At 42.8% G+C, this 22,794-nt stretch carries 18 protein-coding genes; 11 read left to right on the forward strand and 7 right to left on the reverse strand.

The genetic code is table 11. The features are described 5' to 3' along the window. Positions 1-118: 118 nt before the first annotated feature. Positions 119-907, forward strand: coding sequence for a ribonuclease H family protein (locus tag GUY17_RS03725; protein ID WP_162022336.1), 789 nt, complete (start codon positions 119-121; stop codon positions 905-907). Positions 908-1,001: 94 nt separating this feature from the next. Here the strand turns inward: GUY17_RS03725 and GUY17_RS03730 are convergent, their stop codons facing one another. After that, on the reverse strand, positions 1,002-1,451 hold the full coding sequence (locus GUY17_RS03730; RefSeq protein WP_101086056.1) for a GNAT family N-acetyltransferase: 450 nt from the start codon (positions 1,449-1,451) through the stop codon (positions 1,002-1,004). 531 nt (positions 1,452-1,982) lie between these two features. Here GUY17_RS03730 and mdh point away from each other — a divergent pair. From mdh to GUY17_RS03750, 4 genes are all read left to right on the forward strand, one after another. Beyond that, on the forward strand, positions 1,983-2,918 hold the full coding sequence (gene mdh, locus GUY17_RS03735; protein ID WP_011638612.1) for a malate dehydrogenase: 936 nt from the start codon (positions 1,983-1,985) through the stop codon (positions 2,916-2,918). 282 nt (positions 2,919-3,200) lie between these two features. Further along, positions 3,201-4,163, forward strand: a complete 963-nt coding sequence (locus tag GUY17_RS03740) for a PHB depolymerase family esterase (protein ID WP_254439860.1) — start codon at positions 3,201-3,203, stop codon at positions 4,161-4,163. Positions 4,164-4,381: 218 nt separating this feature from the next. Next, entirely contained in the window at positions 4,382-6,661 is a 2,280-nt protein-coding gene (locus GUY17_RS03745) for a TonB-dependent receptor (RefSeq protein ID WP_101086055.1), read from the forward strand. Positions 6,662-6,777: 116 nt separating this feature from the next. Beyond that, positions 6,778-7,455 carry a response regulator transcription factor gene (locus tag GUY17_RS03750; protein ID WP_162024274.1) on the forward strand — a complete coding sequence of 226 codons (678 nt, stop codon included), beginning with the start codon at positions 6,778-6,780 and terminating at the stop codon, positions 7,453-7,455. Positions 7,456-7,609: 154 nt separating this feature from the next. On the opposite strand, the gene GUY17_RS03755 is transcribed toward GUY17_RS03750, so the two are convergent. Continuing rightward, on the reverse strand, positions 7,610-11,116 hold the full coding sequence (locus tag GUY17_RS03755; protein WP_162022337.1) for a PAS domain-containing hybrid sensor histidine kinase/response regulator: 3,507 nt from the start codon (positions 11,114-11,116) through the stop codon (positions 7,610-7,612). Positions 11,117-11,284: 168 nt separating this feature from the next. Between GUY17_RS03755 and GUY17_RS03760 the strand changes: the two genes are divergently transcribed. After that, positions 11,285-12,457 carry a CynX/NimT family MFS transporter gene (locus GUY17_RS03760; RefSeq protein WP_162022338.1) on the forward strand — a complete coding sequence of 391 codons (1,173 nt, stop codon included), beginning with the start codon at positions 11,285-11,287 and terminating at the stop codon, positions 12,455-12,457. Continuing rightward, positions 12,457-13,389, forward strand: coding sequence for an alpha/beta hydrolase (locus GUY17_RS03765; protein ID WP_162022339.1), 933 nt, complete (start codon positions 12,457-12,459; stop codon positions 13,387-13,389). The genes GUY17_RS03760 and GUY17_RS03765 overlap by 1 nt, the downstream gene beginning before the upstream one ends. 114 nt (positions 13,390-13,503) lie before the next feature. On the opposite strand, the gene GUY17_RS03770 is transcribed toward GUY17_RS03765, so the two are convergent. From GUY17_RS03770 to GUY17_RS03780, 3 genes are all read right to left on the reverse strand, one after another. Beyond that, positions 13,504-14,304 carry a 3-hydroxybutyrate dehydrogenase gene (locus tag GUY17_RS03770; RefSeq protein ID WP_162022340.1) on the reverse strand — a complete coding sequence of 267 codons (801 nt, stop codon included), beginning with the start codon at positions 14,302-14,304 and terminating at the stop codon, positions 13,504-13,506. A 307-nt stretch (positions 14,305-14,611) separates the two neighbouring features. Further along, on the reverse strand, positions 14,612-15,445 hold the full coding sequence (locus GUY17_RS03775) for an SDR family NAD(P)-dependent oxidoreductase (protein WP_162022341.1): 834 nt from the start codon (positions 15,443-15,445) through the stop codon (positions 14,612-14,614). Between the two features lie 16 nt (positions 15,446-15,461). Beyond that, positions 15,462-15,851: a thiol-disulfide oxidoreductase DCC family protein gene (locus tag GUY17_RS03780; RefSeq protein WP_162024275.1), complete on the reverse strand. Its 390-nt coding sequence runs from the start codon at positions 15,849-15,851 to the stop codon at positions 15,462-15,464. A gap of 179 nt (positions 15,852-16,030) precedes the next feature. On the opposite strand from GUY17_RS03780, the gene folX reads away from it, so the two are divergent. The 4 genes from folX to GUY17_RS03800 all read left to right on the forward strand — a co-directional run bounded on the left by folX (position 16,031) and on the right by GUY17_RS03800 (position 19,523). Continuing rightward, positions 16,031-16,393 (forward strand): dihydroneopterin triphosphate 2'-epimerase, encoded by a 363-nt coding sequence (folX, locus tag GUY17_RS03785; RefSeq protein WP_101086047.1) that lies wholly within the window; start codon positions 16,031-16,033, stop codon positions 16,391-16,393. Positions 16,394-16,414: 21 nt separating this feature from the next. Further along, positions 16,415-17,083 (forward strand): GTP cyclohydrolase I FolE, encoded by a 669-nt coding sequence (gene folE / locus GUY17_RS03790; RefSeq protein WP_101086046.1) that lies wholly within the window; start codon positions 16,415-16,417, stop codon positions 17,081-17,083. Positions 17,084-17,357: 274 nt separating this feature from the next. Next, complete coding sequence (gene folM / locus GUY17_RS03795; RefSeq protein ID WP_162022342.1) at positions 17,358-18,086, forward strand: dihydromonapterin reductase; 729 nt, start codon at positions 17,358-17,360, stop codon at positions 18,084-18,086. A 144-nt stretch (positions 18,087-18,230) separates the two neighbouring features. Further along, positions 18,231-19,523: an O-acetylhomoserine aminocarboxypropyltransferase/cysteine synthase family protein gene (locus GUY17_RS03800; RefSeq protein ID WP_162024276.1), complete on the forward strand. Its 1,293-nt coding sequence runs from the start codon at positions 18,231-18,233 to the stop codon at positions 19,521-19,523. 478 nt (positions 19,524-20,001) lie between these two features. On the opposite strand, the gene GUY17_RS03805 is transcribed toward GUY17_RS03800, so the two are convergent. Both GUY17_RS03805 and GUY17_RS03810 read right to left on the reverse strand, forming a co-directional pair. Continuing rightward, the gene (locus tag GUY17_RS03805; protein WP_162022343.1) at positions 20,002-20,697 is read right to left on the reverse strand and encodes a 5-formyltetrahydrofolate cyclo-ligase; all 696 of its coding nucleotides are present in this window, start codon (positions 20,695-20,697) and stop codon (positions 20,002-20,004) included. 161 nt (positions 20,698-20,858) lie between these two features. Continuing rightward, a complete protein-coding gene (locus GUY17_RS03810; RefSeq protein ID WP_162022344.1) occupies positions 20,859-22,751 on the reverse strand; it encodes a hypothetical protein in 1,893 nt (630 codons plus the stop codon). Between the last annotated feature and the right edge of the window lie 43 nt (positions 22,752-22,794).

The following is a 22,794-nucleotide window of genomic DNA, read 5'->3' on the forward strand; positions in this document are numbered from 1 at the left end:
TCAAGTTAACTGCAACTGCGGCACGCATCATGTATTTTTGTTTCAAAGCCAAGTTTAATCATGGCATGATGCAAGCACGTTATTAGTGAAGTTAGCATTGTTGAAGTAAGAGTTAATCATGGCAAAGAAGTTTTACGTAGTATGGGCCGGTCGAGAAACGGGCATTTTTACCAGTTGGGATGTGACTAAGCGCTCAGTAGATAAATATCCACAAGCCAAGTACAAATCCTTTGCTACAGAAGCAGAAGCCAAAGCTGCATTTGCTAAATCTCCTGCAAGCAGTATAGGCAAAAGTGTGCCAGTAAAAGCGGCAGGTCGTTCATCGACAGAGGCTGCAGGGGCTGGAACATCAACCAAAACTCTTAGCGCTAATCAAGCAGTGTTAAGCCAATTTGATGTGGTTATTTACACCGACGGAGGTTGCGAACCCAACCCTGGTAAAGCGGGTTCTGGGATGGCGATATACCGCAAAGGCGAGTTAGCCGAATTATGGTTTGGTTTGTTTAATCCTAATGGCACCAATAATACTGCCGAGCTCAATGCGCTGCACCAAGCATTAATTGTGGCTAAAAAGGTCCTAGACGCGGGCGAAACCGTGCAAATCATGAGTGACTCACAGTATTCGATTAAATGTGTTTGTGAGTGGGCATATGGTTGGAAAGCCAAAAGCTGGACCCGAAAAACCGGTGAAATCGCCAATCTGGAGATTATCAAGCAAGCACATGGGCTATATGATGCAATGAAAGCCGATTTAGTACTTCAGCATGTCGCTGCCCATATTGGTATTGAAGGTAATGAGTTGGCAGACAGAATGTCGATTCATGCGATTGATCAACAGCACAAAGGGTTTAGTCAATTTACTGCGCCACTGGATATCAGTAAAATTCTCGCGTTGCGAACAGGCTAGTTATTGTCGTAATCTCTGCTGAACGCGTTAAATTCTTTAAACGATAAACACAAAAGAGCCGGATTATTCCGGCTTTTGCATGTGTGACTTACGATTACTTAGTATTTTCTTCGTACATTAAATAATGGCTTTGCTCCATCCCTAATGATTCATAGGTTTTTTGGGCTACTTTATTGTCATGCTCAACATACAAACGGAAACTGGCGGTGCCACCGTTTTCTGCTGCTAAGTCTTTTACCGCTTGATAAAGCTTGCCATAAATACCCTGACGACGATTCTGTGGACGTATATACACACTCTGGATCCAGTAATAATTACTTGCGCGCCAGTCACTCCACTCATAGGTGACCATTAACGATCCGGTAATTTCGCCGTCAACTTCGGCGACTAAATATACCCCACGTTCAGGATGGGTAAGCAGTCCTTCAACACCGCGAGTCAATTGTTCAGTGTCTAATGATAGGTTTTCGGTTTCCATTGCCATGGCTTGGTTAAACTGAACTAGGGCGTGCAGGTCGGCATGTTGGCCTATTCTTATTGTCATGTTTTTCTCGTTTTTATAGGATGATCTGCAGCCATCATAACGTGACACTCAATAAAAGTATTGGCTTGTTGCGTCAGAAAATGTGTACGAAATGAGTTAAGGCTCCAATATTTATGGCTTTAAACAGGATGAAAGACCCAGTTCAATAACGGTAAAACTCATCAATACAAAATCAACATTTTAATGCCTAAAACAAACATATCGATATTGCTTAACCCGCTTGATAGGGTGATTACAACTTGACAATAAAACAGCTGAGTTATATTTGTTCAATATAAAAACTCTCAAATGTTGGTTTTTTTCGGTATAACGAAGATGAAAAATAATCATATTATCGATGTTTTTTGCCGTATTTTTACACGGATTCATGCTGCTAATACTCGGCGTTACGCCAGTCTGTGCGTGGATCAGGGCTTACTTATTTACGGTCCTCCACTAACGTATAATTGAAATTATTGTGACGATGCAGTAATGTGACGCCACGACGATTTAGATCTATGTCACAAACTGCATAAATTGATGGAGATAATTATGAAAGTTGCTGTATTGGGTGCTGCTGGTGGTATTGGCCAGGCTCTAGCTTTACTGTTAAAAACTCAACTGCCTGCGGGCTCAAAGTTGTCTCTATATGACATCGCTCCTGTTACTCCTGGTGTTGCGGTTGACTTAAGTCACATCCCAACAGATGTAGAAGTAAAAGGTTTTGCTGGTCAAGATCCTACAGATGCATTAGTTGGCGCAGACGTAGTGTTAATGTCTGCTGGTGTTGCGCGTAAGCCTGGTATGGATCGTTCAGATCTATTCAACATCAACGCTGGTATCGTGCGTAACCTAATGGAAAAAGTGGCTGTAACTTGCCCTAAAGCATTAGTGGGTATTATTACTAACCCAGTTAACACGACTGTAGCGATTGCTGCTGAAGTATTAAAAAATGCCGGTGTTTATGACAAAAACCGTTTATTCGGTATCACAACACTTGACGTTATCCGTAGCGAAACCTTCATCGCTGAGCTTAAAGGCTTAAACGTTGCTGACGTTAAAGTTAACGTGATCGGCGGACACAGCGGTGTGACTATTCTTCCACTACTTTCTCAAGTTGAAGGTGTTACTTTCACTGATGAAGAAGTAGCAGCAATGACAACTCGCATTCAAAACGCAGGTACTGAAGTTGTTGAAGCTAAAGCCGGTGGCGGTAGCGCAACATTATCAATGGGCCAAGCAGCATGTCGCTTTGGTTTATCATTGGTACGTGGTCTACAAGGCGAAGCTAACGTTGTTGAATGTGCCTATGTTGACGGCGGCAGTGAGCACGCTACATTCTTCGCACAGCCAATCCTACTTGGCAAAAACGGCGTAGAAAAAGTATTACCTTACGGTGAAATCAGCGCATTCGAAGCTAACGCTCGCGATGCAATGTTAGACACCCTTAAAGGTGACATTAAATTAGGCGTTGAATTTGTTAAGTAATTAACAAGTCGATGGTCTAAAAAACGCGAAGCCAAGGCTTCGCGTTTTTTTTGGTTTAAAATGCCTAGCATCTAGCATCTAGCATCTAGCATCTAGCATCTCGGTTTATTGCTATTCGATTATTCACATTGTTTACACCCACAATTCTTCATTGCTACAGGCTCATCATCTAATCTTTCATCGCCTTACCGACATTAGTTTTCCATGTGGATCTAAAGTGCCATTGCTGTTTGGAGCAAAATTCTGCAAGTTACTAATATGTTAAATTTGGAAACCGCTGAAATGAGAAATAAAAAATACAGCTTAACCATGCCGCTGCTTTTACTGGGTTGGATTTTTTCGATGCTACCGGCTCAAGCAACCGATACGCCTTATATCCCACTCACCGATTTTGGTGATAATCCTGGTGCGCTGACAAGCTTTTATCTTCCTGTGACGCAAGGCTCAAATGCTTCTCCTGCTGGGGATTTATCTTTGGTGGTGTTACTGCATGGTTGTATTCAAGACGGTGTCGAATTGGCTAACAAAAGTGGCCTAACGTCATTGGCGTTAGAGCATCATTTTGCGGTTTTAGTGCCACAACAAAGCTATGACAATAACGTAAAGGGTTGTTTCAACTGGTTTGCAAGTCAAGATACGCAGATAGACAGTGGTGAAATGTTATCGATAAAAAACATGATAGTAACTACTCAAGAAAAACTAGCTGCCAAGCATGTTTATATCATCGGGTTATCTGCTGGTGGCGCCATGGCGAGTGCGGCAATCGTCAATTATCCAAATCTATTTCAAAGCGGTGCGATCATCGCTGGCTTGCCATATCCCTGTGCCGATAATTTGATCAAAGCCATCTCTTGTATGAAGCAAGGACCAGCGCTATCGGTTGAAGAATTAGCTCAATTTGCCAAAGCAATACACCCTCAACAAACTCGTTGGCCTTCGTTGAGTATCTGGACGGGTGACAGCGACAATGTGGTCAATGCTAACAATGCGCAAATGCTCGCATCTCAATGGCAAGTGTTAACTCAATCTAACGCTAAGCCAACGGTGTCAAATGAATCTGGATACAGTATTTCACGCTGGAAAGATGCTCAAAATAACGCGTCAATCGAACTCGTCACTATTAACGATTTTGGTCACGGCATTGCCGTCAATCCAGACATAAAACATGGAGGTGAAGAAAGTGACTATCTGCTTAGGGCACCCATAAGCAGTGTGACTGAAGTGATTAAGCTTTGGGGGCTTTAATCAAGGTTAAATTTATAACATTATGTTTTTGTTATTAATTAATCGTTTGTTTTTTTAATATCTAGACCAAAACACATACTACTATAGTACCGATTCAATGTTGTTAAAAATGCTATACAGTCAATATGTGAACAGATAGTAATAAATCGAAATCAGTCGTAAATCAGAATTAGTAGTAAGTAAAACCATTAATAATAAATATTACAACGGGGATCTGTATGAAACAGAATACTATTAAAATGAGCTGTATTGCCTTAGCCATTTCGTCAGTGTTAAGCGCGCAATATGCCGTTGCCGCAGAAGAACAAAATAACAGCGGCGACAAACAACCTGTGTTAGAGCGTATTGAAGTGACAGCACGCAAAACAGTTGAAAGCTTGCAAAATGTACCTGTGGCAGTGACATCGGTCAGTGCTACCGAGTTGGCAGAAAACGGCATCAGTGTGATGACTGAAATTCAGCAGTTTTCGCCCAATACCACATTACAATCTAGCCGAGGCACTAACTCTACGCTTACCGCTTTTATTCGTGGTGTGGGTCAAGAAGATCCACTTTGGGGTTACGAGCCTGGGGTTGGCATTTACATTGATGACGTCTATATTGCGCGTCCGCAAGGTGCAGTGTTAGACATTCTTGATGTACAACGTATTGAGGTACTTCGGGGGCCACAAGGCACGTTGTACGGCAAAAATACCATTGGTGGCGCAATTAAGTATGTTACCAAAAAGATGTCTGGCGATAGTGAATTAAGTCTTAAAGGTACCGTCGGCAGTTATGGCCAAAAAGATGTCAAAGTGGCAGGGCAGTTACCTATTGTTGATGACAAGCTCTATGTCGGTTTTGCCTTTGCGAGTTTAAACCGTGACGGTTTTGGTGAATTTAAAACCTCGGCATTAGATGGCCAAGATACCGAAAACTATAATAAAGATGTAATGGCGGGTCGCTTAAGCGTTGAATACACACCTAACGACGATCTGTTTATGCGTTTTACGTATGATAAAACCCAGGATGACTCCAACTCAAAAGGCGGCTATCGCCTACTTCCTAGCTTATTAACTGATGCACCAGTACCTGATAGCAAATATGATTCTTACACCAGTATGCCTACATGGAACAAAGTAGAAACAGAAGGGTGGAGCGCGACGGTCGAATATAACCTCAATGAAAACTGGAGCGTAAAGTCGGTCACAGCCAAGCGTGAAGGCGAGTCGCTAACCAACATCGACTTTGATAATACCAGCTTACGTATTTTCGACGTGCCAGCTATCTACGAAGATGAGCAATTTAGCCAAGAGTTTCAGGTGAACTATGTTGGTGACAATCTCAACTTAGTGTCGGGGATTTACTATTTTGACGGTGATTCTTGTGGTGTTTTCGATGCTATTTTAGAAGAAGCCTTTAAAGCATATGGTGGGCTAACTCGTGAGGTGAGTGGTTGTAATAATAGCGAAAGCTACGCTGCTTATGTGCAAGGTTCATACGACTTTACTGAAAAGCTATCGATGACATTAGGCGGCCGTTACACCCGCGAATCAAAAGAAGCCACGGTTTATAATGGCGTGATATTCGATAGTATTTATCCTGAAACGGGCTGGTATCCTGGATTTGTGCGCGATGACGCGTTAATTGAATCTCAAATACCTAAAGTGCTCGATGATGAAGAAACATGGTCTAAATTCAATCCGCGAGTCGGTTTAGAATACCAAGTGAGTGATGACATGATGGTGTTTACCAGCTACTCACAAGGCTTCAAATCGGGTACGTTTAATCCACGAGCAACAGGTGCTGAACCCGCGGTTGATCCAGAAACGGTTAATTCATATGAAATTGGTATGAAGAGCGAATGGAACGATAATCTTCGCGTCAATGCCACGCTATTTTACCTCGATCATAAAGACAGGCAGTTTGTCACGGTGTTACCAGGAGAGGACAGTTCAGACCTTAATCAGCGTTTAGGAAACATCGGTAAGTCTACAGCGACAGGCCTAGAGCTTGAAGTTGAATACGCTGCGACGGATTCACTTAACTTATTTGCTAATCTTGGCTTAATTGACGCCACTTTTGACGAGGTGATTTCATATGACGAGCTGGGTAATAAAATTGATATTAGCGACACTTATACCATTACCAATACCCCAGATACCACTGCAAACCTAGGGTTTAGTTACAGCATTGAAGCTGATGTAGGCAGCTTTATCATTAATGGTAATTACTACTACCGCAGCGATTATGACTTAGCGGTAGTGGACAATCTATTGAGTCAAGATGGATACGGATTGCTGAATTTTGGTGTGAATTGGTATAGCAATGATGGCCATTGGAATGCTGGATTACATTGGAAAAACGTCACTGATGAAGAGTATTTAGTGGGTAACTACGCCTTTGTCACGCCAACAGGCAATGGCGATTTTACGCCAGGGCTAGGCGGCGATAACACCTTAATTGGATATTATGGCGACCCAGAGACCATTTCATTAACCGTTGGCTATGTCTTCTAAAACCTTGTTTAATTGATGTAGATAAGGATAGCCGGTCTCTTTAGAACCGGTTATTCTTTTTATTGCTTATAAAGAGTGAACCATAACAATATCAACGCAATGTTAGGGAGCCAATGATGTCTCAAATTAAAGTGGCCATTGCAGATGACCATCCACTATTTCGTGCGGCGTTAACCCAAGCCGTGCTTAAAAGTGTTAACAATGCACAAGTGCTAGAGGCGGAAAACTTTCAGGAGTTAATCGCTATTGTGGAGCAGCACTCAGATATTGAGCTTATCTTTATTGATTTGCATATGCCGGGAAACGATGGTTTTACTGGACTGACGTTATTGCAAAATCATTTTCCCGACATTGTGGTTATCATGGTGTCCTCTGACGACCAGCCGGAGATTATCCGTAAGGCGATCAATTTTGGCGCCAGTGCTTTCATTCCAAAATCAGCCAATCTAACCCAAATATCGACGGCGATTGATACTGTGCTTGAAGGAGGTGTTTGGCTTCCAGAGCACACCAATATCAGTGCCGATCAACACACCGCCGCAGAACATCAACGTTTAGCAAAGCAATTAGCTCAACTCACACCGCAGCAGTACACTGTGCTGGCCAATATTGCCAATGGTAGGCTCAACAAACAAATAGCGTATGATTTAAACATTAAAGAAACCACAGTAAAAAAACATGTCTCAGCGATTTTACTCAAACTCGAAATCAATAATCGCACGCAAGCTGGGCTGGTGTTTCAACAATTAATGATTACTTCAACTGAAAACCAGCAGGTGGATGTACAAGCATAAATCGATTGCCCTAACGAACGGTTATTGTCGCAATGAATAGTTATCGCCATTGATTGCGGTTACTGATCGATAATAAGAATAGCGATAAAAAGAGTTAACCCAAATGCCTCCATGTGAGGCATTTTTGTGGTCATTAATCTATTGAAAATATTAGTTATTCAGGCGTCAGTTGTTTAATGATCCGCTTTAAGGCTATTGCCTTAAGTGGTTTACGCACAAAGCTAAATTGAGCACTGCTGGTGTGTTGCCTAACGGCTTCCGAAGGGTCCGCAGAGCAGATAACACAGGTGGGTTGGTTACGGCTTATCGTCAGGTGATTGGCTAATAAATACTGTACTAAGTCCACACCATTTTTATCATCTTCTAAGTGATAGTCAGCAATAATCAGTTTGGGTTGTGGGTTATTGGCCAATTGCAGTATGGCACTGGGTTGGTCTTTTGCGGTAATGACATTACATCCCCAATCGCTGAGTAATGTAGAAATCGCTTTTAGCATCAGGTCGTCATTGTCGATCACCATTACAGTGATATTAGCGCTGTCACTGCTTATGTCATCTTCGGCTGTTTCAATCACTTTAAGCGGCTTTTTCTGCTGTAATACTCGGGGTATTTCAACACTAAAACACGTCCCTTTGCCTACTTCAGAATACAGCGATATGTTGATATCCAACAACTTGGAAATTCGTTCACATATCGCCAAACCTAGCCCTAATCCCGGAATTTCACGAGTGAGCTCTAAGCGTTCAAATTCACAAAAAATGGCTTGCTGTTTATCCAGCGGAATACCTGGGCCATTGTCCCAAACTTGGATTAATAAAGCGTGCTCAAGTCGCCTGACGCCTAATAACACTTTAGGGACAAACTCAGTATTGTTAGTCTGCCCGTTTACTTTATTGTCAGGCGTAGAGGTTTGGGATATTACTTGCTGATTGCGTTTGCCTGAAGGTGAATAATGAAACGCATTAGACAAAAAGTTCTGAATAATACGCCGCAGTAGCCTTTGGTCGCTTTCTACAAAACAAGAAGAGACTTGGTAATTAAAATCAATACCTTGTTGAACCGATAACGCTTTAAATTCATTAACTAACGTTGACAGTAAATCATCAATCGCAAATTGGCTTGTTTCAGTTTTTAGCGAGTTACTGTCTAAGCGAGATATCTCAACCAGATCTGATAGTAAGCTTTCCACCACGTTTAAGGAGTCTTCAATATTGGTTGCCAAGTCATACAGTTCCGTTGATTTAACCCTTTGCTTCAACATTTCAGTGAATAAGGTTAAGGCATTAAACGGTTGCATTAAGTCATGGCTGGCCGCGGCCAAAAAGCGGGTTTTACTGCTATTAGCAGCTTCCGCTTCAGCTTTGGCTTTTTCAAGTTCCTGAGTGCGGCTTTCAACCCGTTTTTCGAGTGTTTCATTGGCCAGTTGTAAGGCTTTTTCTGCTTCAATGTGGGCAGTAATATCAGCAAAAGTACTCACAAAGCCGCCGCCTGGCATGGCTTGGCCGCGAATCTCCAGTACTTTTCCATCTAACATCGTGCGTTGGAAATGATGAGGGCTACCACTGCGCATATGAGCTAAGCGCTTTTCAACTAGCTGGTGAGCCTCGTCACCGACAATAATACCTCTGTCGATATTAAATCTAATCAGCTGTTCAATTTGCAGTCCTGCTTTGACGTAATCTTTAGGGTAATCAAGCAGTTCAATATAGCGTTGATTCCAAGCCACTAAGCGCATATCGGCATCGACAACACTGATGCCTTGCTCAATATTCTCCACGCCAGATTGCAGCAGTTCTCGGTTAAATTCAAAGATTTGGCTGGCTTCATCGACAATGCTAACTACATCTTCTAGTGGCACCTGCTGGCTGCGTGATGCGGCATTCATCACCATTCGGGTAGAGGCTGAACCGAGTACGCCAGACAGTTTTAAGCGAGTATAATCAACAAGCAGTTGTTGCTGATTTTTGCCTGCGAGTTTTTTTGACTCTGCAATAAGAGCATCGGCTTCATCTTTGTTGATAAAACGATTTAATAAACTGGCTAAATCTTCTATAGATAAGTGCCGTTCTAGTTGCACATGTTTTCTATTTACAAATAAATCAGCTTGTAAAACCTCGCCAACGCTTTGCTCTTTAAGCAGAGATATCATCACAAAGCAACCAATGTTAGCCACTAAACTGTAAAATACGCCGTGGCTAATATTGTCCAAACCGGTTAAGCCAAACAAGGCTGTCGGCGTTAGCCATGTGATATCAAATAAGCCAAATTTAACCCAATGAGCATCGGGAAAGGTAACCGGTAACAGTAAGGTATAAAGCCAGACAACACTGCCCATTATTAGCCCCACAAACGCGCCTTGAGTGGTGGCACTTCTCCAATATAAGGCGCCTACTGCGGCGGGGGCAAATTGAGATAACAGTACAAATGACAGCAAGCCAATACTGGCTAGATGATTTTGCTGATCGATGAAACGTTCAAAGGCGAAAGCTGACAAAAGAATGACTGCGATTGAGAATCTGCGTAAATTTAATAAAATGCCGGATAATTGCGGGGTTTGCTGAGAACCAAATTTCGGTAATCGTAATAGCAATGGCGTTAACACTTCTGTCGAAATCATCGTGCTTAGTACAATAGCTGCCACAATCACCATTGCGGTTGCGGCAGCCAGTCCACCGACATAAACCAATATTCCTAACCATGCTTGTTGATAAAAAAGCGGTAATGTCAGCACATAGGTATCTGCACCAACACTGCCACCCGGGAAGCTAAGCTGTCCGGCTAATGCAATCGGCAACACAAAAATATTAATTAATAGCAGGTATAACGGCACCATCCAACGTGCTGATTTGAGCTCTTTGTCATGATTGTTTTCAATCATCATCATATGAAATTGTTGCGGTAACGCATAGATAGTAATCGCACCCAAAATAACCTGAGAAACCACAAGGTAAGTCGAGTCTGATTGGCTGGTTTGTTTAATATGTTGGCCTTGAGTCAGTAAATCACCAAAGCCATCGAATATAAAGAAGGTGGCAAAAATACCCACGGCGGTCAGGGCAAATAACTTCACGATAGAGCTAAACGCAATGGCCAGCACTAAGCCTTGATTATGTTTACTGGCAGACAGCTGGCGGGTGCCGAATAAAATACTAAAGATAATTAATACAATCGTTACCACAAATGCGGTGCTAATACCGGACTGAAACGTACCGGTTAGTAAATCAAAGCTGGTACTAATCGCTCTTAGCTGCAATGCGATATAAGGAATGGTGCCAAGTAGTGACACGATGGCAACGCTGGCAGCAATTTTAGGCGAACGGTCAAAACGGCACGCAATAAAGTCGGCAATAGAGGTCAAGTTTTGGCTTTTAATTATTTGCAGCGTGCGCATTAGCATAGGCCAAGCAAGCACCAAACAAATGATCGAACCAATATAAATGGGGGCCAGCCATGCGCCAGTTGTTGCTGCTTGTCCAACGGTGCCATAAAACGCCCATGATGTGCAGCATACCCCTAACGACAGGCTATAGACCCACGGCTTTTGGGTTAATTTTTTTATGGAACGATTTTGCCCCCACTGTGCAACCACAAACAGCATTGCAAGATAAGCAATCGAAATTGAACTAATTAACCAAGTATCAATAGATAACCAAGCCTGCAAGTTATTCCCCAATTATTTTTATTGTTTATCCTTGCGAAACTACACTAGACGCCCTGTTTGATAAAGATTTTTAACGATGCGGTGCACTAAGGTAGTACTTATTTATCCATACCCATCAGATAACATGATTTAACTCCATTAGTGTCATTTAAGGTTCCGATAACGCCTATGAAAATAACCCATAGATATTTGGTCGAAGGTTTAGTCTTTACGAGTTATGTGCTTTTTGCCATGGCATGGGTTGGCGGCACTGCCAGCATGAACAACATTATGGCATCGATGCACATTGAGAGTTTAGCGTCGGCAAGTTTTATCAGTGGTGCAGTCACGCTCGCTAAAATAGTCGGTACGTTTAGTGCTGCATATGTGGCGGTAAAGTTTGGAATAAAGTACGCCTTTTTGTTAGCCGCGTTATTAATTGTTGTCGGGATAGTAACGCCTTTAGCGACGAGTTATGAGTTACTACTGGTGAGCCGATTTTTAATGGGCTTGGGCGGAGCCTTTATGATTGTGTACTTTAACCCTATTGTGATGCTGTGGTTTGCACCTGAAGACCGTCCGGTAGTTAATGGTTTGAATGCGGTGGCATTTAACGTAGGCACAGCGATTATTTTATGGGGCATGACCAGTATTAACACCCTCACCGGTAGCTGGCAAAATAGCTTAGTGTTGTTTTCAGGCGCGAGCTTGATACTGGCCATTGTGTGGTTACTGGTTAAGTTTGATGCTCCACAATCTGCAAATAATGCCTCTGGGGTAGAGCCTGCCATTTATGGTTATCTTGAGGGCTTAAAAGATACATTTAATTGGGCTTATGCTTTTACCTACTCTGGGCTGCTTTCGTTTTATATTTGTCTATTTACTTTCTATCCTCAAGCGGGCATAAGCCAAAGCAAATGGGTGATTGGTTTTGGTATTGTCGGTACGATTGCGGGAATGTTGTATAGCCGCAAAAATCCGTTACGTCTTCCTATTCTTCGCTTAAGTGGTTTGATTATTTTTATTACCGTTTTAGGCTTATCTTTTAGTACCGAGCCTTGGTTGCAGATAACATGCGCTATTGTATTGGGCTTTTTTATCTTTTTCCCTGTGACTGCATTAGTGTCTATTCCTCACGAACTCCCTGACATGACGGGGCAAAAAATCACCGTGGTGTTTAGCCTGTTTTGGTCAATCAGCTATCTGGTTTCGACTATTGTGTTGTGGGTGTTTGGTAAATTGGTTGATTTAAACGATGGCAGTTATGTCAGTTCATTTGTGATGATCACGATACTCAGCGGCACAGTGTTTGTTGGCAGCTATTTTCTACCTGAAACAGGAAAACCAAAGGAGTTAACCTAATGCGAGGAACCGTTTCCCCAAAACTCACTGATTTTCTGGCGTTAGCCAACAGCAATATCGCCTTGGCTAAACAGAATAATGTCCAATTTACACCGACCATTTTGCGCCAAAATCTAGATAAACTCGGCGCACTAATGAGTGATTCGCCAGCGATGAGCTACATTGCAGATAAAATGCTAACGTTACCCGACCGTACTATTCCCGTTAGGATTTATAGCCCTGCGCCAGATAAACCTTTGCCAGTGTTATTGCATTTTCATGGTGGTGGGCACATGTGTGGCAGTGTGGTGCTTTACGATCCTATTTGTCGTCATCTTGCTAGCGTAGCGCAGTGTGTAGTGATATCTGTCGAATACCGGCTCGCGCCTGAATATCCATATCCTGCAGGGATTGATGACTGCGAACAGGTATTAATACGTTACGCTGAGTTACTGGGTGATGTTAACCATCAACACAATGTCACTATTATTGGTGACAGTGCTGGTGGCGCCATTTGCACCAGTTTAAGCATGAAAAGTTTGACCGATAAGCGGATTAACATCGACCAACAAATTCTTATTTACCCGAGTGTCGATTACACCTTAAACAGCCCATCATTAGACAGTAATGGCACTGGGTTCTTACTCGAAACAACCCGTATAAAGTGGTATTTCGAGCAGTACTTTCAATCTACCGATGTAGATGTCATTAAACAGGCTTCACCTTTGTTTGGGGCTATGTCTGTTAAATTGCCTAAAACCCTTATTTTTACTGCAGGCTGCGATCCGCTTCGGGATGAGGGCATAGCCTATGCGAAGGCCTTAACTGCTGCTGGTGTTGATGTTGAACATCATTCGTTCGACGGCATGATCCACGCCTATATGTTGCTGCACGATGTAGTGAAAGATGAATGCATGGCAACCTATCAACACATTGCTAAATTCATGGCCTAGTTTGTCATCATTAATTGAAGCCTTGCCTGTTAGGCATTAAAAAGCCCTTATCGATGTGAATAAGGGCTAACATTGAATATAACGCTACCATTTTATAGAACAATAACGCCAAGCTTATTGCGCTGTCCACGCACCATCCATTGGTAAAGCTGCACCGGTAATGCCTCTTGCGGCACCACCACAAAGAAATAAAACAAACTCACCGATTTGTCTCGGTGCCAGCATTTCTGGTAACGGCTGCTTGGCTGTCACGAGTTGATATTTAGCGTCTTCATAACTCAAATTTTTATCGCTTGCTATGCTGTCAATTTGTTTGCCGATAAGCGGCGTATCCACCCATCCAGGGCAAATTGCGTTGACGGTAATTCCTTGTTCAGCGCATTCAATCGCGACCACCTTGGTTAAGCCAATAATTCCATGTTTTGCTGCACAATAGGCTACCTTATTGGCCGAGGCGACTAAGCCATGTACTGAGGCAATATTGATAATTCGTCCCCACTTTTTTTCAGCCATTGCAGGCACGACTTGTTGAATCGTATGGAAAGCGGAAGACAAGTTAATCGCAATGATGTCATTCCACTTTTCGACCGGAAAGTTCGCTACATCCTGGGTGTGCTGAATCCCAGCATTGTTAACCAAAATATCAATACTGCCTAATGCACTCATCGCACTGTCCATAAACGCATGTATGCAGTTAGCGTCTCTCAAGTCTGCATTGCTGAAAAAGGTCTTTATTTGGTATTGGGTTGCAAACTCAGCCGCTAAAGTCTGCCCTTCATCTTGCGCCATTAAGCCATGCAATACGATATGACAACCTTGTTCGGCAAGTACATGCGCGGTCGCCAGGCCAATGCCGCTAGTGGAGCCGGTAATAAGTGCCACTTTCCCTTTGAGTCCAGTTTGTAACGTCGACATAGTATCGGTTCCCTTAATTCAATAGCGGCAATGACAAGGTATGCCATCAACCTATGTGTCATGTTTCATTGCGAGATCATGTCTAGTGCATATTCTCACTAACATCTGATTTAGTACTTTCAGAATAAAGCAATTACAGCACTATTTAATTGGCACCTTAGTACCATAAGAACAGGGAAATAGTTGTCGATACATTGAAGGGGAGTCGATGGTTTATTAAACAACATCGACAGGGTCATCAACAGGGTCTACATTTTTTGATTATTGAGTTCTTGGTCAAAAAATTCTTAGTGAATAGGCGGGAACATTACCAACTAATCTCTTTGCCTTGCCAATCTAAGTAACTGGCTTGGCCGTTGGGCTCAATATCGGCCATGATGTTATACAGCTGGCTGGCAACAAATTCTGGGGTAAAAAGCTTGCCTGCAGGCACATTAGCCTGAAAAGGTTTTGATAATGGTGTGTCAGTAGTGCCAGGATGAAACGCGATGAGTTTGACTCGTTTAAGCCGCCTTGCATATTCCACTGCAGTGGTTTTAATCAGCATGTTTAACGCGGCTTTTGAAGCGCGATAGCCATACCAGCCGCCTAAACGGTTATCTGAAATACTGCCAACTCGGGCACTCAATAAACTGATCACACACTTTGGGCTGTCTATCTTATGAGGTTGCTGTAGCAGTAACTCGGTTAAGGCGCTTAACCACAACATCGGCACAATACTGTTAGCGTAAAACAGTTGCTGTAAGGCATCACTGTTAATGTCTTCAATGCGTTTTTCAGGCATTAAATGAGTTTTGTCTGTGGTTTCATTATCTGTGCGTTCATTAGTCGTTTTAGAGTGCAAAATACCATTACAGATGATGATTTTTTTAATGGTGCCAACCATCGATGACATGTCTGCAATACAACGAGAAATTGAGGCTTGTTGATAATCGCAGCTAACATGATGGTGAGTGACATTATTGGCCAGGGCAGGCAGTGTCATTACAGGCAGTGTCAGTGAAGATTGACGGCTCACGGAGATAATGGTTAACGCTAAATCAGGCTCTTTTTCCGCGATGGCTTGGCTAATAAAAGCTTGTGCTATAAGCGATGAAGCGCCAATCACAATAATGGTTTCTGTTGTCGTTGAATCGCTCATGCTGTTTACCCTTACTTTACTTTATTTTACAGTTACCGTTATCACAGCGTTTTTGACCTGTAAGCAAATAAGATATACGGTAGCGATTACGGGCAAAGGCCAAATACGCAAGGTCAGCAACAGGTTTAATCAGCGGTAACCGTAATAATTTTATCCAACCATGCTTACCAGTTAAGCCCCATGCTTTGGCTGTTACATCTAAACCATATAGCCAGCTGCCATCAGCTTGTAACCCATGAAGCACGGTATTGGCTTTTAATACATCTAAATCAGGGAAACGCAGATTAATATCATCGGCGTTAATGTCTTCAAGGCCGATGTGGTTTAAACGGTCATATCGCTTTAATTGCTTCATTTCATTGAGGCACAGCGGGCAAGTGCCATCGTAAAAAATAGTCAGTTCCATCATTTACCTCATTTATGTTATTGCTTGCTTGAACACCTATACTGACTATTGTACGCCTCAAACATCAAGCCAGATTACATTTGTTTCCATGATCGAGATTACACACAAATTACCGAGGTTTATGATCTTTCTATTTCACTTCGGCGTATATATCCAAAACAATTCACAAGGGCTCAATAATGCCATTAAGCCAAGCCATTATTAAGGTCACCAATTTACGCTTACGTACGTTTATTGGATTTAACCAAGACGAACGCGAAAAGCAGCAAGACGTGGTGATCAATATCGAGATCCATTATCCAGCCGATCGATCGTTTCAAACCGACGACGTTGCTGATGCGCTAAACTACAAAGTGATCACCAAAAAAGTGATCCAGCATGTAGAAGAAGGCCGTTTTTTATTACTGGAAAAATTGGTTGCCGACGTATTAGATATTTGTCGGGAGCACCCAACTGTTACCCTGGCCAGAGTCACTATTGATAAGCCCCATGCACTGCGCTTCGCCGATTCAGTATCGTTATCTTTAGAGTATCAAGCCTAACCACTATTTAAGGATGTTATTATGACGACCATTAATGACATAACGCGCGCAGAGTTGTCTGCAGAAGCATTAAAAGTACAACAAGCATTGGTTGCTCATGGCCTTGAAACGCCATTAGTGCCAAATGATATGACCAGCGAGCAAAAATATCAGCGTATTAAAGGCTTAATGACCGAAGTTGTGTCAACCTTAGGGCTGGATTTAACCGACGACAGCTTAGCTGAAACACCGCACCGCATTGCCAAAATGTACGTTAATGAGATTTTCTCGGGCCTCGATTATGCTAATTTCCCAAAAATCACTCAAATCGATAATAAGATGGGTGTAGAAGAAATGGTAAAAATTAGCAATATCAGTGTGGTGAGTACTTGCGAACATCACTTTATTACCATCGATGGTTTCGCCAAAGTGGCTTATATTCCTAAAGATAACATTATCGGCTTATCGAAAATTAACCGCATCGTGCGATTTTTTGCCCAGCGCCCACAAGTACAAGAGCGCTTAACTCAGCAGATTCTAGTGGCGCTGCAAACGTTATTGGCGACCGATGATGTCGCTGTGAGCATTAACGCTACCCACTACTGCGTAAAATCTCGTGGCATTATGGATACCTCATCAAGCACGCAAACCACTGCACTTGGTGGTTGCTTTAAGGCCAATCCCGCTAGCCGAGCAGAGTTTCTAGCATAGCTTTTAGCGTAACGTTTAGACATATAACCAGCTAGCATAACGTTTAGACATAACCAGCTAGCATAATGTTTAGACATAACCAGCCTGAACTCGGAATCGCTTGCGCCACAGCATGCCTTTTAAAAAATGACTTCACATAATGAAGTCATTTTTTTATCACCCATTACACTATCGATTGTCATTATTACGCGCTAGGATGGTTTATTCTTAGATAACCATCTAATTTAATTATGATAAAGGCTCAATGTATCAGAGCTAAAATTAAGAGAGCATTATGGAACGTACAATACTGATCACTGGCGTAGGTAAACGCATAGGTTATGCACTGGCCAAATATTATTTGGCACAAGGTCATCATGTCATTGGCACTTATCGTACTCATTATGACAGCATTGAACAGCTCGGTAAGTTGGGCGCGAGTTTACATTCATGCGACTTAACCGATGCGGCATCTATTGATGGATTAATTACTCACATCAATGAGCATCATGATCGCCTCGATACCATTATTCATAATGCGTCAGACTGGTTACCCGACAACAACGGCTTAAGCCCGGCAGACACTATGACGCGAATGATGCAAATTCACGTATCAGCGCCGTATCAAATCAATCTTGCCTTAGCGCCATTACTGATTAGCGCAGCTAAAACTAATGACGACAGCATTGGTGCCAGCAACATTATTCACATGACAGATTACGTCGCCGAAAAGGGCAGTAAAAAGCACATCGCCTATGCCGCCAGTAAAGCAGCACTGCATAACATGACACTGTCATTTGCTAGCTTGTTAGCACCGCATGTTAAAGTAAACGCCATTGCTCCCGCGATGATTTTATTTAACCAAGATGACGATGATGCCTATAAAGTCAAAGCATTGGCTAAAGCCATATTGCCTAAAGAAGCCGGTAATGCAGAAATCATTTCCTTAGTCGATTATTTGCAGGCCAGCCATTATGTTACCGGCCGCAGCTATGCTGTTGATGGCGGCAGGCATTTAAAATAATCCATAAAACGCCAAGCGCTAATGTGCGCTGCAATGTTGACGTCAATTTGTTATAGACTTCTAGATGGCTAATTGGTAGTGTGGATATTAATCAGTATCCACACTCGCTATTATCGAAAGGAAGTCACTATGTCTGCAGAAAACATGAAGCTGGAATCATTGGCGTTACATTATGGCTACGAGTCTGAAGCTACCACCAAAGCCGCCGCGGTGCCGATATACCAAACCACCTCATATACCTTCGATGATACCCAGCACGGTGCGGACCTGTTCGATTTAAAAGTGGCTGGCAATATATACACCCGCATAATGAATCCTACTACTAGTGTGTTAGAGCAACGCTTAGCCGCCATTGAAGGCGGCATCGGTGCGCTTGCAGTGGCATCAGGCATGGCCGCCATTACTTATGCTATCCAAGCGTTAACCCAAGTGGGCGACAATATTGTCAGTACCAGCCAGTTGTACGGCGGCACGTATAACTTATTTGCCCATACGCTGCCACGCCAGGGCGTTGAAGTCCGTATGTCGGCGTTTGATGACTTTGATGGCCTCGACGCGTTAATTGACGACAACACCAAAGCCCTATTTTGCGAATCAATTGGTAACCCGGCCGGTAATATTGTCGACTTACAGCGGTTAGCTGATATTGCTCACAAACATGGGGTACCATTAATTGTCGATAACACTGTAGCGACGCCAGTATTGTGCCGCGCATTTGATCATGGTGCCGACATTGTTATCCATTCGCTCACTAAATACATTGGCGGCCACGGCACAACCATTGGCGGGGTGATTATTGACTCGGGTAAATTTGACTGGGTCGCCAACAAAAAACGTTTTGCGATACTTAATCAGCCAGATCCGTCTTATCACGGCGTGGTGTATACCGACGCCTTTGGTCCAGCCGCTTATATTGGCCGTTGCCGAGTAGTACCACTGCGTAATACTGGTGCAGCGTTATCACCGCACAGTTCATTCTTATTACTACAAGGCTTAGAAACCTTAAGTTTACGCATGGAACGTCACTGCAGTAATGCGCTTACGCTAGCCGAATATCTCCAGCAACACCCTAGTATTAGCTGGGTTAATTACGCAGCACTACCAGACAGCCCACACCATGCAACTTGTCAAAAAATCACTGGTGGTAAAGCCTCTGGTATTATTAGTTTTGGCATTAAAGCTGCTAATGCAGAAGCGGGTAAAGTAGCTGGTGGTAAGTTTATTGATGCGCTGCAAATGGTGCTACGTTTGGTCAATATTGGTGACGCTAAATCGTTAGCTTGTCATCCCGCCAGTACCACCCATCGCCAGTTAGACAGTGCCGAATTAGCCAAAGCCGGTGTATCAGAAGATCTAGTACGCATATCGGTGGGAATTGAGCACATCGACGACATCATTGCCGATGTCAGCCAAGCATTAGAGAAAGCAATTGTGTAAGTCCATTTTTAGTCTAATCAGTTAACTAAAAAGCCCCATCAATAGCGTTTATTGATGGGGCTTTTTCCATTCTGTTATGTTTGATTTTGACCTTCTACAAAGTCTAGTTGGTATGTAAGAGGAATCAGCAGTATCAACGTGTCTCCGTCCAAAGTGTCCGAAATAGCGTGATGAAAATGCCGTAGTGACATCATGGCCTTTATCACACATCCCTGTGTTTCAAGGCATGTAGACTCCTGTCTTGCAGATATGTAACAGGCTCGGGGGTACATGGTCGTTTTTTGACATCCATGTCATCACGACATTCGTCAGTCCATTCACATCAGATGTACCATCTGAGTCGTTAGGTGATTTTTATTATGCTATGAGGACGAACACTTTGCCGGAGCTGCCGGGGTGATCCAAGAGGGGGAAGCCGTTTTCCCCTTCTTGGTCTGGTGTGGGCGAAGCGCCACGACCTTAATAGTATTAAGCTATTTTAAATAGCCAATTTTCTCGTTGGGGTAATAATCACGGGCAAAGGGATATCCCAAAAATCAGTAGGCACTTGGCTGACTTGCTGACAGTCGTGGGCAAAGCCTACGGCTAACGGCTTGTTATCGACCACTTGTGCCAAGGTGCGGTCATAATATCCGCCGCCCATGCCCATGCGATTGCCGTGTTCATCAAAGGCGACTAGCGGAGTAATGATCATATCGAGCTTATCAACGGTAATGACATGCTGCACATTGAGCTGTGGCTCGCTGATACCATATTGGTTGTTAACCATCACCGAGTCGCGATCGTAGCGCACAAACAACAAATTGCCCTTACTAAACGGATGAATACGCGGCAAATAGAGATTAATGTCGACATCCCATAACGCTTCAATCAGTTTTTGAGTAGCAAGTTCACCATCGTGAGTGACATACAAGGCAACATGCTGAGCCGACTGTGCCTGAATTTCAGCTAACATATGACGGCTGGCAATTAAGGCTAATTGATTTTGTTCTTCAGCGCTGAGGCTATTACGTTCTTGTCTTACATGGCGACGAATATTATCGCGACTCATGTCGACACTTTCAAATACGGGGTCTTCGAGTTCGGTTGGCGTGGCAAAATAGCTGATGCGTGCCGAAGAGGTTGACGTAACAGGACGATTGTCCTTGTTAGCCATAAAACGCGTGATACTCATATATTAGGAGTACTCCATCACTTACAAATTAAAAACACCAAAACACAGTATGAAAGTAGATTATCGCTTTCTGAGTCGATATGAAAGCACAGGTTAATCTTCTGCTAATGTTGCTACAAAATTTAGCCTATGCTCTGCATATCGAACCTAAATACGTAACACTATTTATCCATATTCATTGATTTTAGTAGCACTGGGCTATCGTAATCCGCCACCATTGTTTTTGCTTTTAACCAAAAACGTCTACGGGTTAAAAAGTAAGTAAAGCTAATCGATAACAAGCCCCACTCAAATACATTGTGCTTCATAAAATCCAAGGCCGATGTTAATAGTTTCGTCACCTCACGGGCATAATGAGTATGATCTACCACAAAACCATACGTTGGATTTATCACGTAAAGCCCATATTGAATGGCGCAGTAAATACCCAGCCCAGCCAATAAACCAAACAGTTTGCCGTACCATCTTTTAGGTTTTTTCACCCCAAAAATAAGTAAGTAAACACCGACTAATAGCGAGCCACTCACTAAGGTGCTAGCGATGGTGGGTGAGTGTCTAAGTAGCTCTAACGTATTGTAATAAGATGAAAGGCCGATGTGTGGTAATAATAGTGTGATGCTAATCGCCAATAACCAGATTTTGGTTTTACCGATATTTTTCCAATACCACTTCTTTACGCTCTTATAGCTTAACCACAGCAGTCCAAAGACAAACGCATAATTCACATAAGCGGGGAGTCCAAATAAACCAAATTTCATCATCAATAATGCCATTATCCATTCTGGCACTTGTGTCACACTCATGCGGTGACCCGTTTCAGCGGCAAATAAAGGAAATAACAGCGCGATCAACATCCCTAACGTGAAGAACAAATAAGTGTACTTCACTAAGCTTAAAAACATGTTTGGGGCAATGCCCTTAACGCTCTGCTTTTTTAACGTAGTGACTAAGTGTTGATAGTTAGAGATAACAGCATCGTTAATCTCATTTGATACCCAATTTTCTGTTAATAACGCAATTTGAGTATTGGTGGTGTTCGCTTCAATAATGTCTTTTATGGCAGGTGTTGCTAATACATCTTTGTCGGTTTCTTGGTCATTGCCTGTCAATTTCTGCGCCACAAGCCATACTGCAGGATCGTAAACACCACCGGCATTATGGGTAGTGTCATTCTTACCTGCAAAACACATTGTTGTATCGACTTTATCTACCGTAGCAGTAAATTGTAACGTCGGCAGTTTAGCGGTAAAAGCATAAATAAAAGTACAACCATCAAGGGTACCCTCAACGTCAACTTCAGTTATCTCGGTCAAATGATAAACTAAGTCTAAACCATTATTTTTAACGAATTCAGAGGTCCATTCGTGATAGTCGTTACTATTATAAGCCCATTTAGTGCTACGTTTGGCATCACCATCAATGGTGTAACTGTAATAGAGATAACCACCACCATTACAAGTATTACAGGTTACAGAACCTGAGCCGCTGCAGGTATTACAGGTTTTTTTACCACTTCCCCAGCAGGATGTGCATGATTCTGTCGTATAAACAGTGCGATTATTGTGGCTGTCGTAACGCGACACACTAATGCGGCCGCTGCCACTACAACCGGTACAAGAATTCTTGCCAGAGCCATGGCAATTAGAACAGCTTTGTGACCCCGAACCACTGCAGTTGTAACACACTTTGCTGCCTACATAGGTTTCTGGTGCAGATTTTAAGTCTCTATTTCGGATCAAAAAATTACTAGAAATATCAGGCCCAAGAATGTTTAAAAAGCGATCGTTAAATAACGAGTTTTGTCCGCTAGCATACTCTTTTGCTTTGTCGTGGGCGTAATCCCTCGCATTCGATGCACTGCCAGATTTAATGCCATTCGGACAATAGGCGCCATGTTCGTGTTGACTGACCCCAACTTCAATCGTCCACCCAAAAGTAAACTTAAGTTGAGGCAGTTTTGTTTGTTCGTTGCTTAATATTACTGGTACGTCTACACCAGTTAGATCTTTACCGTTGCTGCGGATAAATCGTTGGAATTGTTCTAATTTACTCACGTAATACTTCCTATAAACAATGCGTGATTCATTTTGCTGTTTC

Origin of the sequence: Shewanella sp. Arc9-LZ (assembly GCF_010092445.1) — a bacterium.
Lineage (GTDB): Bacteria > Pseudomonadota > Gammaproteobacteria > Enterobacterales > Shewanellaceae > Shewanella.

What these genes read in the sequence shown, in the direction of transcription:
- folM (WP_162022342.1), top strand. Translation starts at nt 17,358, where the DNA reads ATGGAACGTACAATACTGATCACTGGCGTAGGTAAACGCATAGGTTAT.
- GUY17_RS03805 (WP_162022343.1), bottom strand. Translation starts at nt 20,697, where the DNA reads ATGAGTATCACGCGTTTTATGGCTAACAAGGACAATCGTCCTGTTACG.
- GUY17_RS03725 (WP_162022336.1), top strand. Translation starts at nt 119, where the DNA reads ATGGCAAAGAAGTTTTACGTAGTATGGGCCGGTCGAGAAACGGGCATT.
- GUY17_RS03775 (WP_162022341.1), bottom strand. Translation starts at nt 15,445, where the DNA reads ATGAGCGATTCAACGACAACAGAAACCATTATTGTGATTGGCGCTTCA.
- GUY17_RS03760 (WP_162022338.1), top strand. Translation starts at nt 11,285, where the DNA reads ATGAAAATAACCCATAGATATTTGGTCGAAGGTTTAGTCTTTACGAGT.
- mdh (WP_011638612.1), top strand. Translation starts at nt 1,983, where the DNA reads ATGAAAGTTGCTGTATTGGGTGCTGCTGGTGGTATTGGCCAGGCTCTA.
- folE (WP_101086046.1), top strand. Translation starts at nt 16,415, where the DNA reads ATGACGACCATTAATGACATAACGCGCGCAGAGTTGTCTGCAGAAGCA.
- GUY17_RS03745 (WP_101086055.1), top strand. Translation starts at nt 4,382, where the DNA reads ATGAAACAGAATACTATTAAAATGAGCTGTATTGCCTTAGCCATTTCG.
- GUY17_RS03765 (WP_162022339.1), top strand. Translation starts at nt 12,457, where the DNA reads ATGCGAGGAACCGTTTCCCCAAAACTCACTGATTTTCTGGCGTTAGCC.
- GUY17_RS03740 (WP_254439860.1), top strand. Translation starts at nt 3,201, where the DNA reads ATGAGAAATAAAAAATACAGCTTAACCATGCCGCTGCTTTTACTGGGT.
- GUY17_RS03750 (WP_162024274.1), top strand. Translation starts at nt 6,778, where the DNA reads ATGTCTCAAATTAAAGTGGCCATTGCAGATGACCATCCACTATTTCGT.
- GUY17_RS03780 (WP_162024275.1), bottom strand. Translation starts at nt 15,851, where the DNA reads ATGGAACTGACTATTTTTTACGATGGCACTTGCCCGCTGTGCCTCAAT.
- GUY17_RS03730 (WP_101086056.1), bottom strand. Translation starts at nt 1,451, where the DNA reads ATGACAATAAGAATAGGCCAACATGCCGACCTGCACGCCCTAGTTCAG.
- GUY17_RS03770 (WP_162022340.1), bottom strand. Translation starts at nt 14,304, where the DNA reads ATGTCGACGTTACAAACTGGACTCAAAGGGAAAGTGGCACTTATTACC.
- folX (WP_101086047.1), top strand. Translation starts at nt 16,031, where the DNA reads ATGCCATTAAGCCAAGCCATTATTAAGGTCACCAATTTACGCTTACGT.
- GUY17_RS03800 (WP_162024276.1), top strand. Translation starts at nt 18,231, where the DNA reads ATGAAGCTGGAATCATTGGCGTTACATTATGGCTACGAGTCTGAAGCT.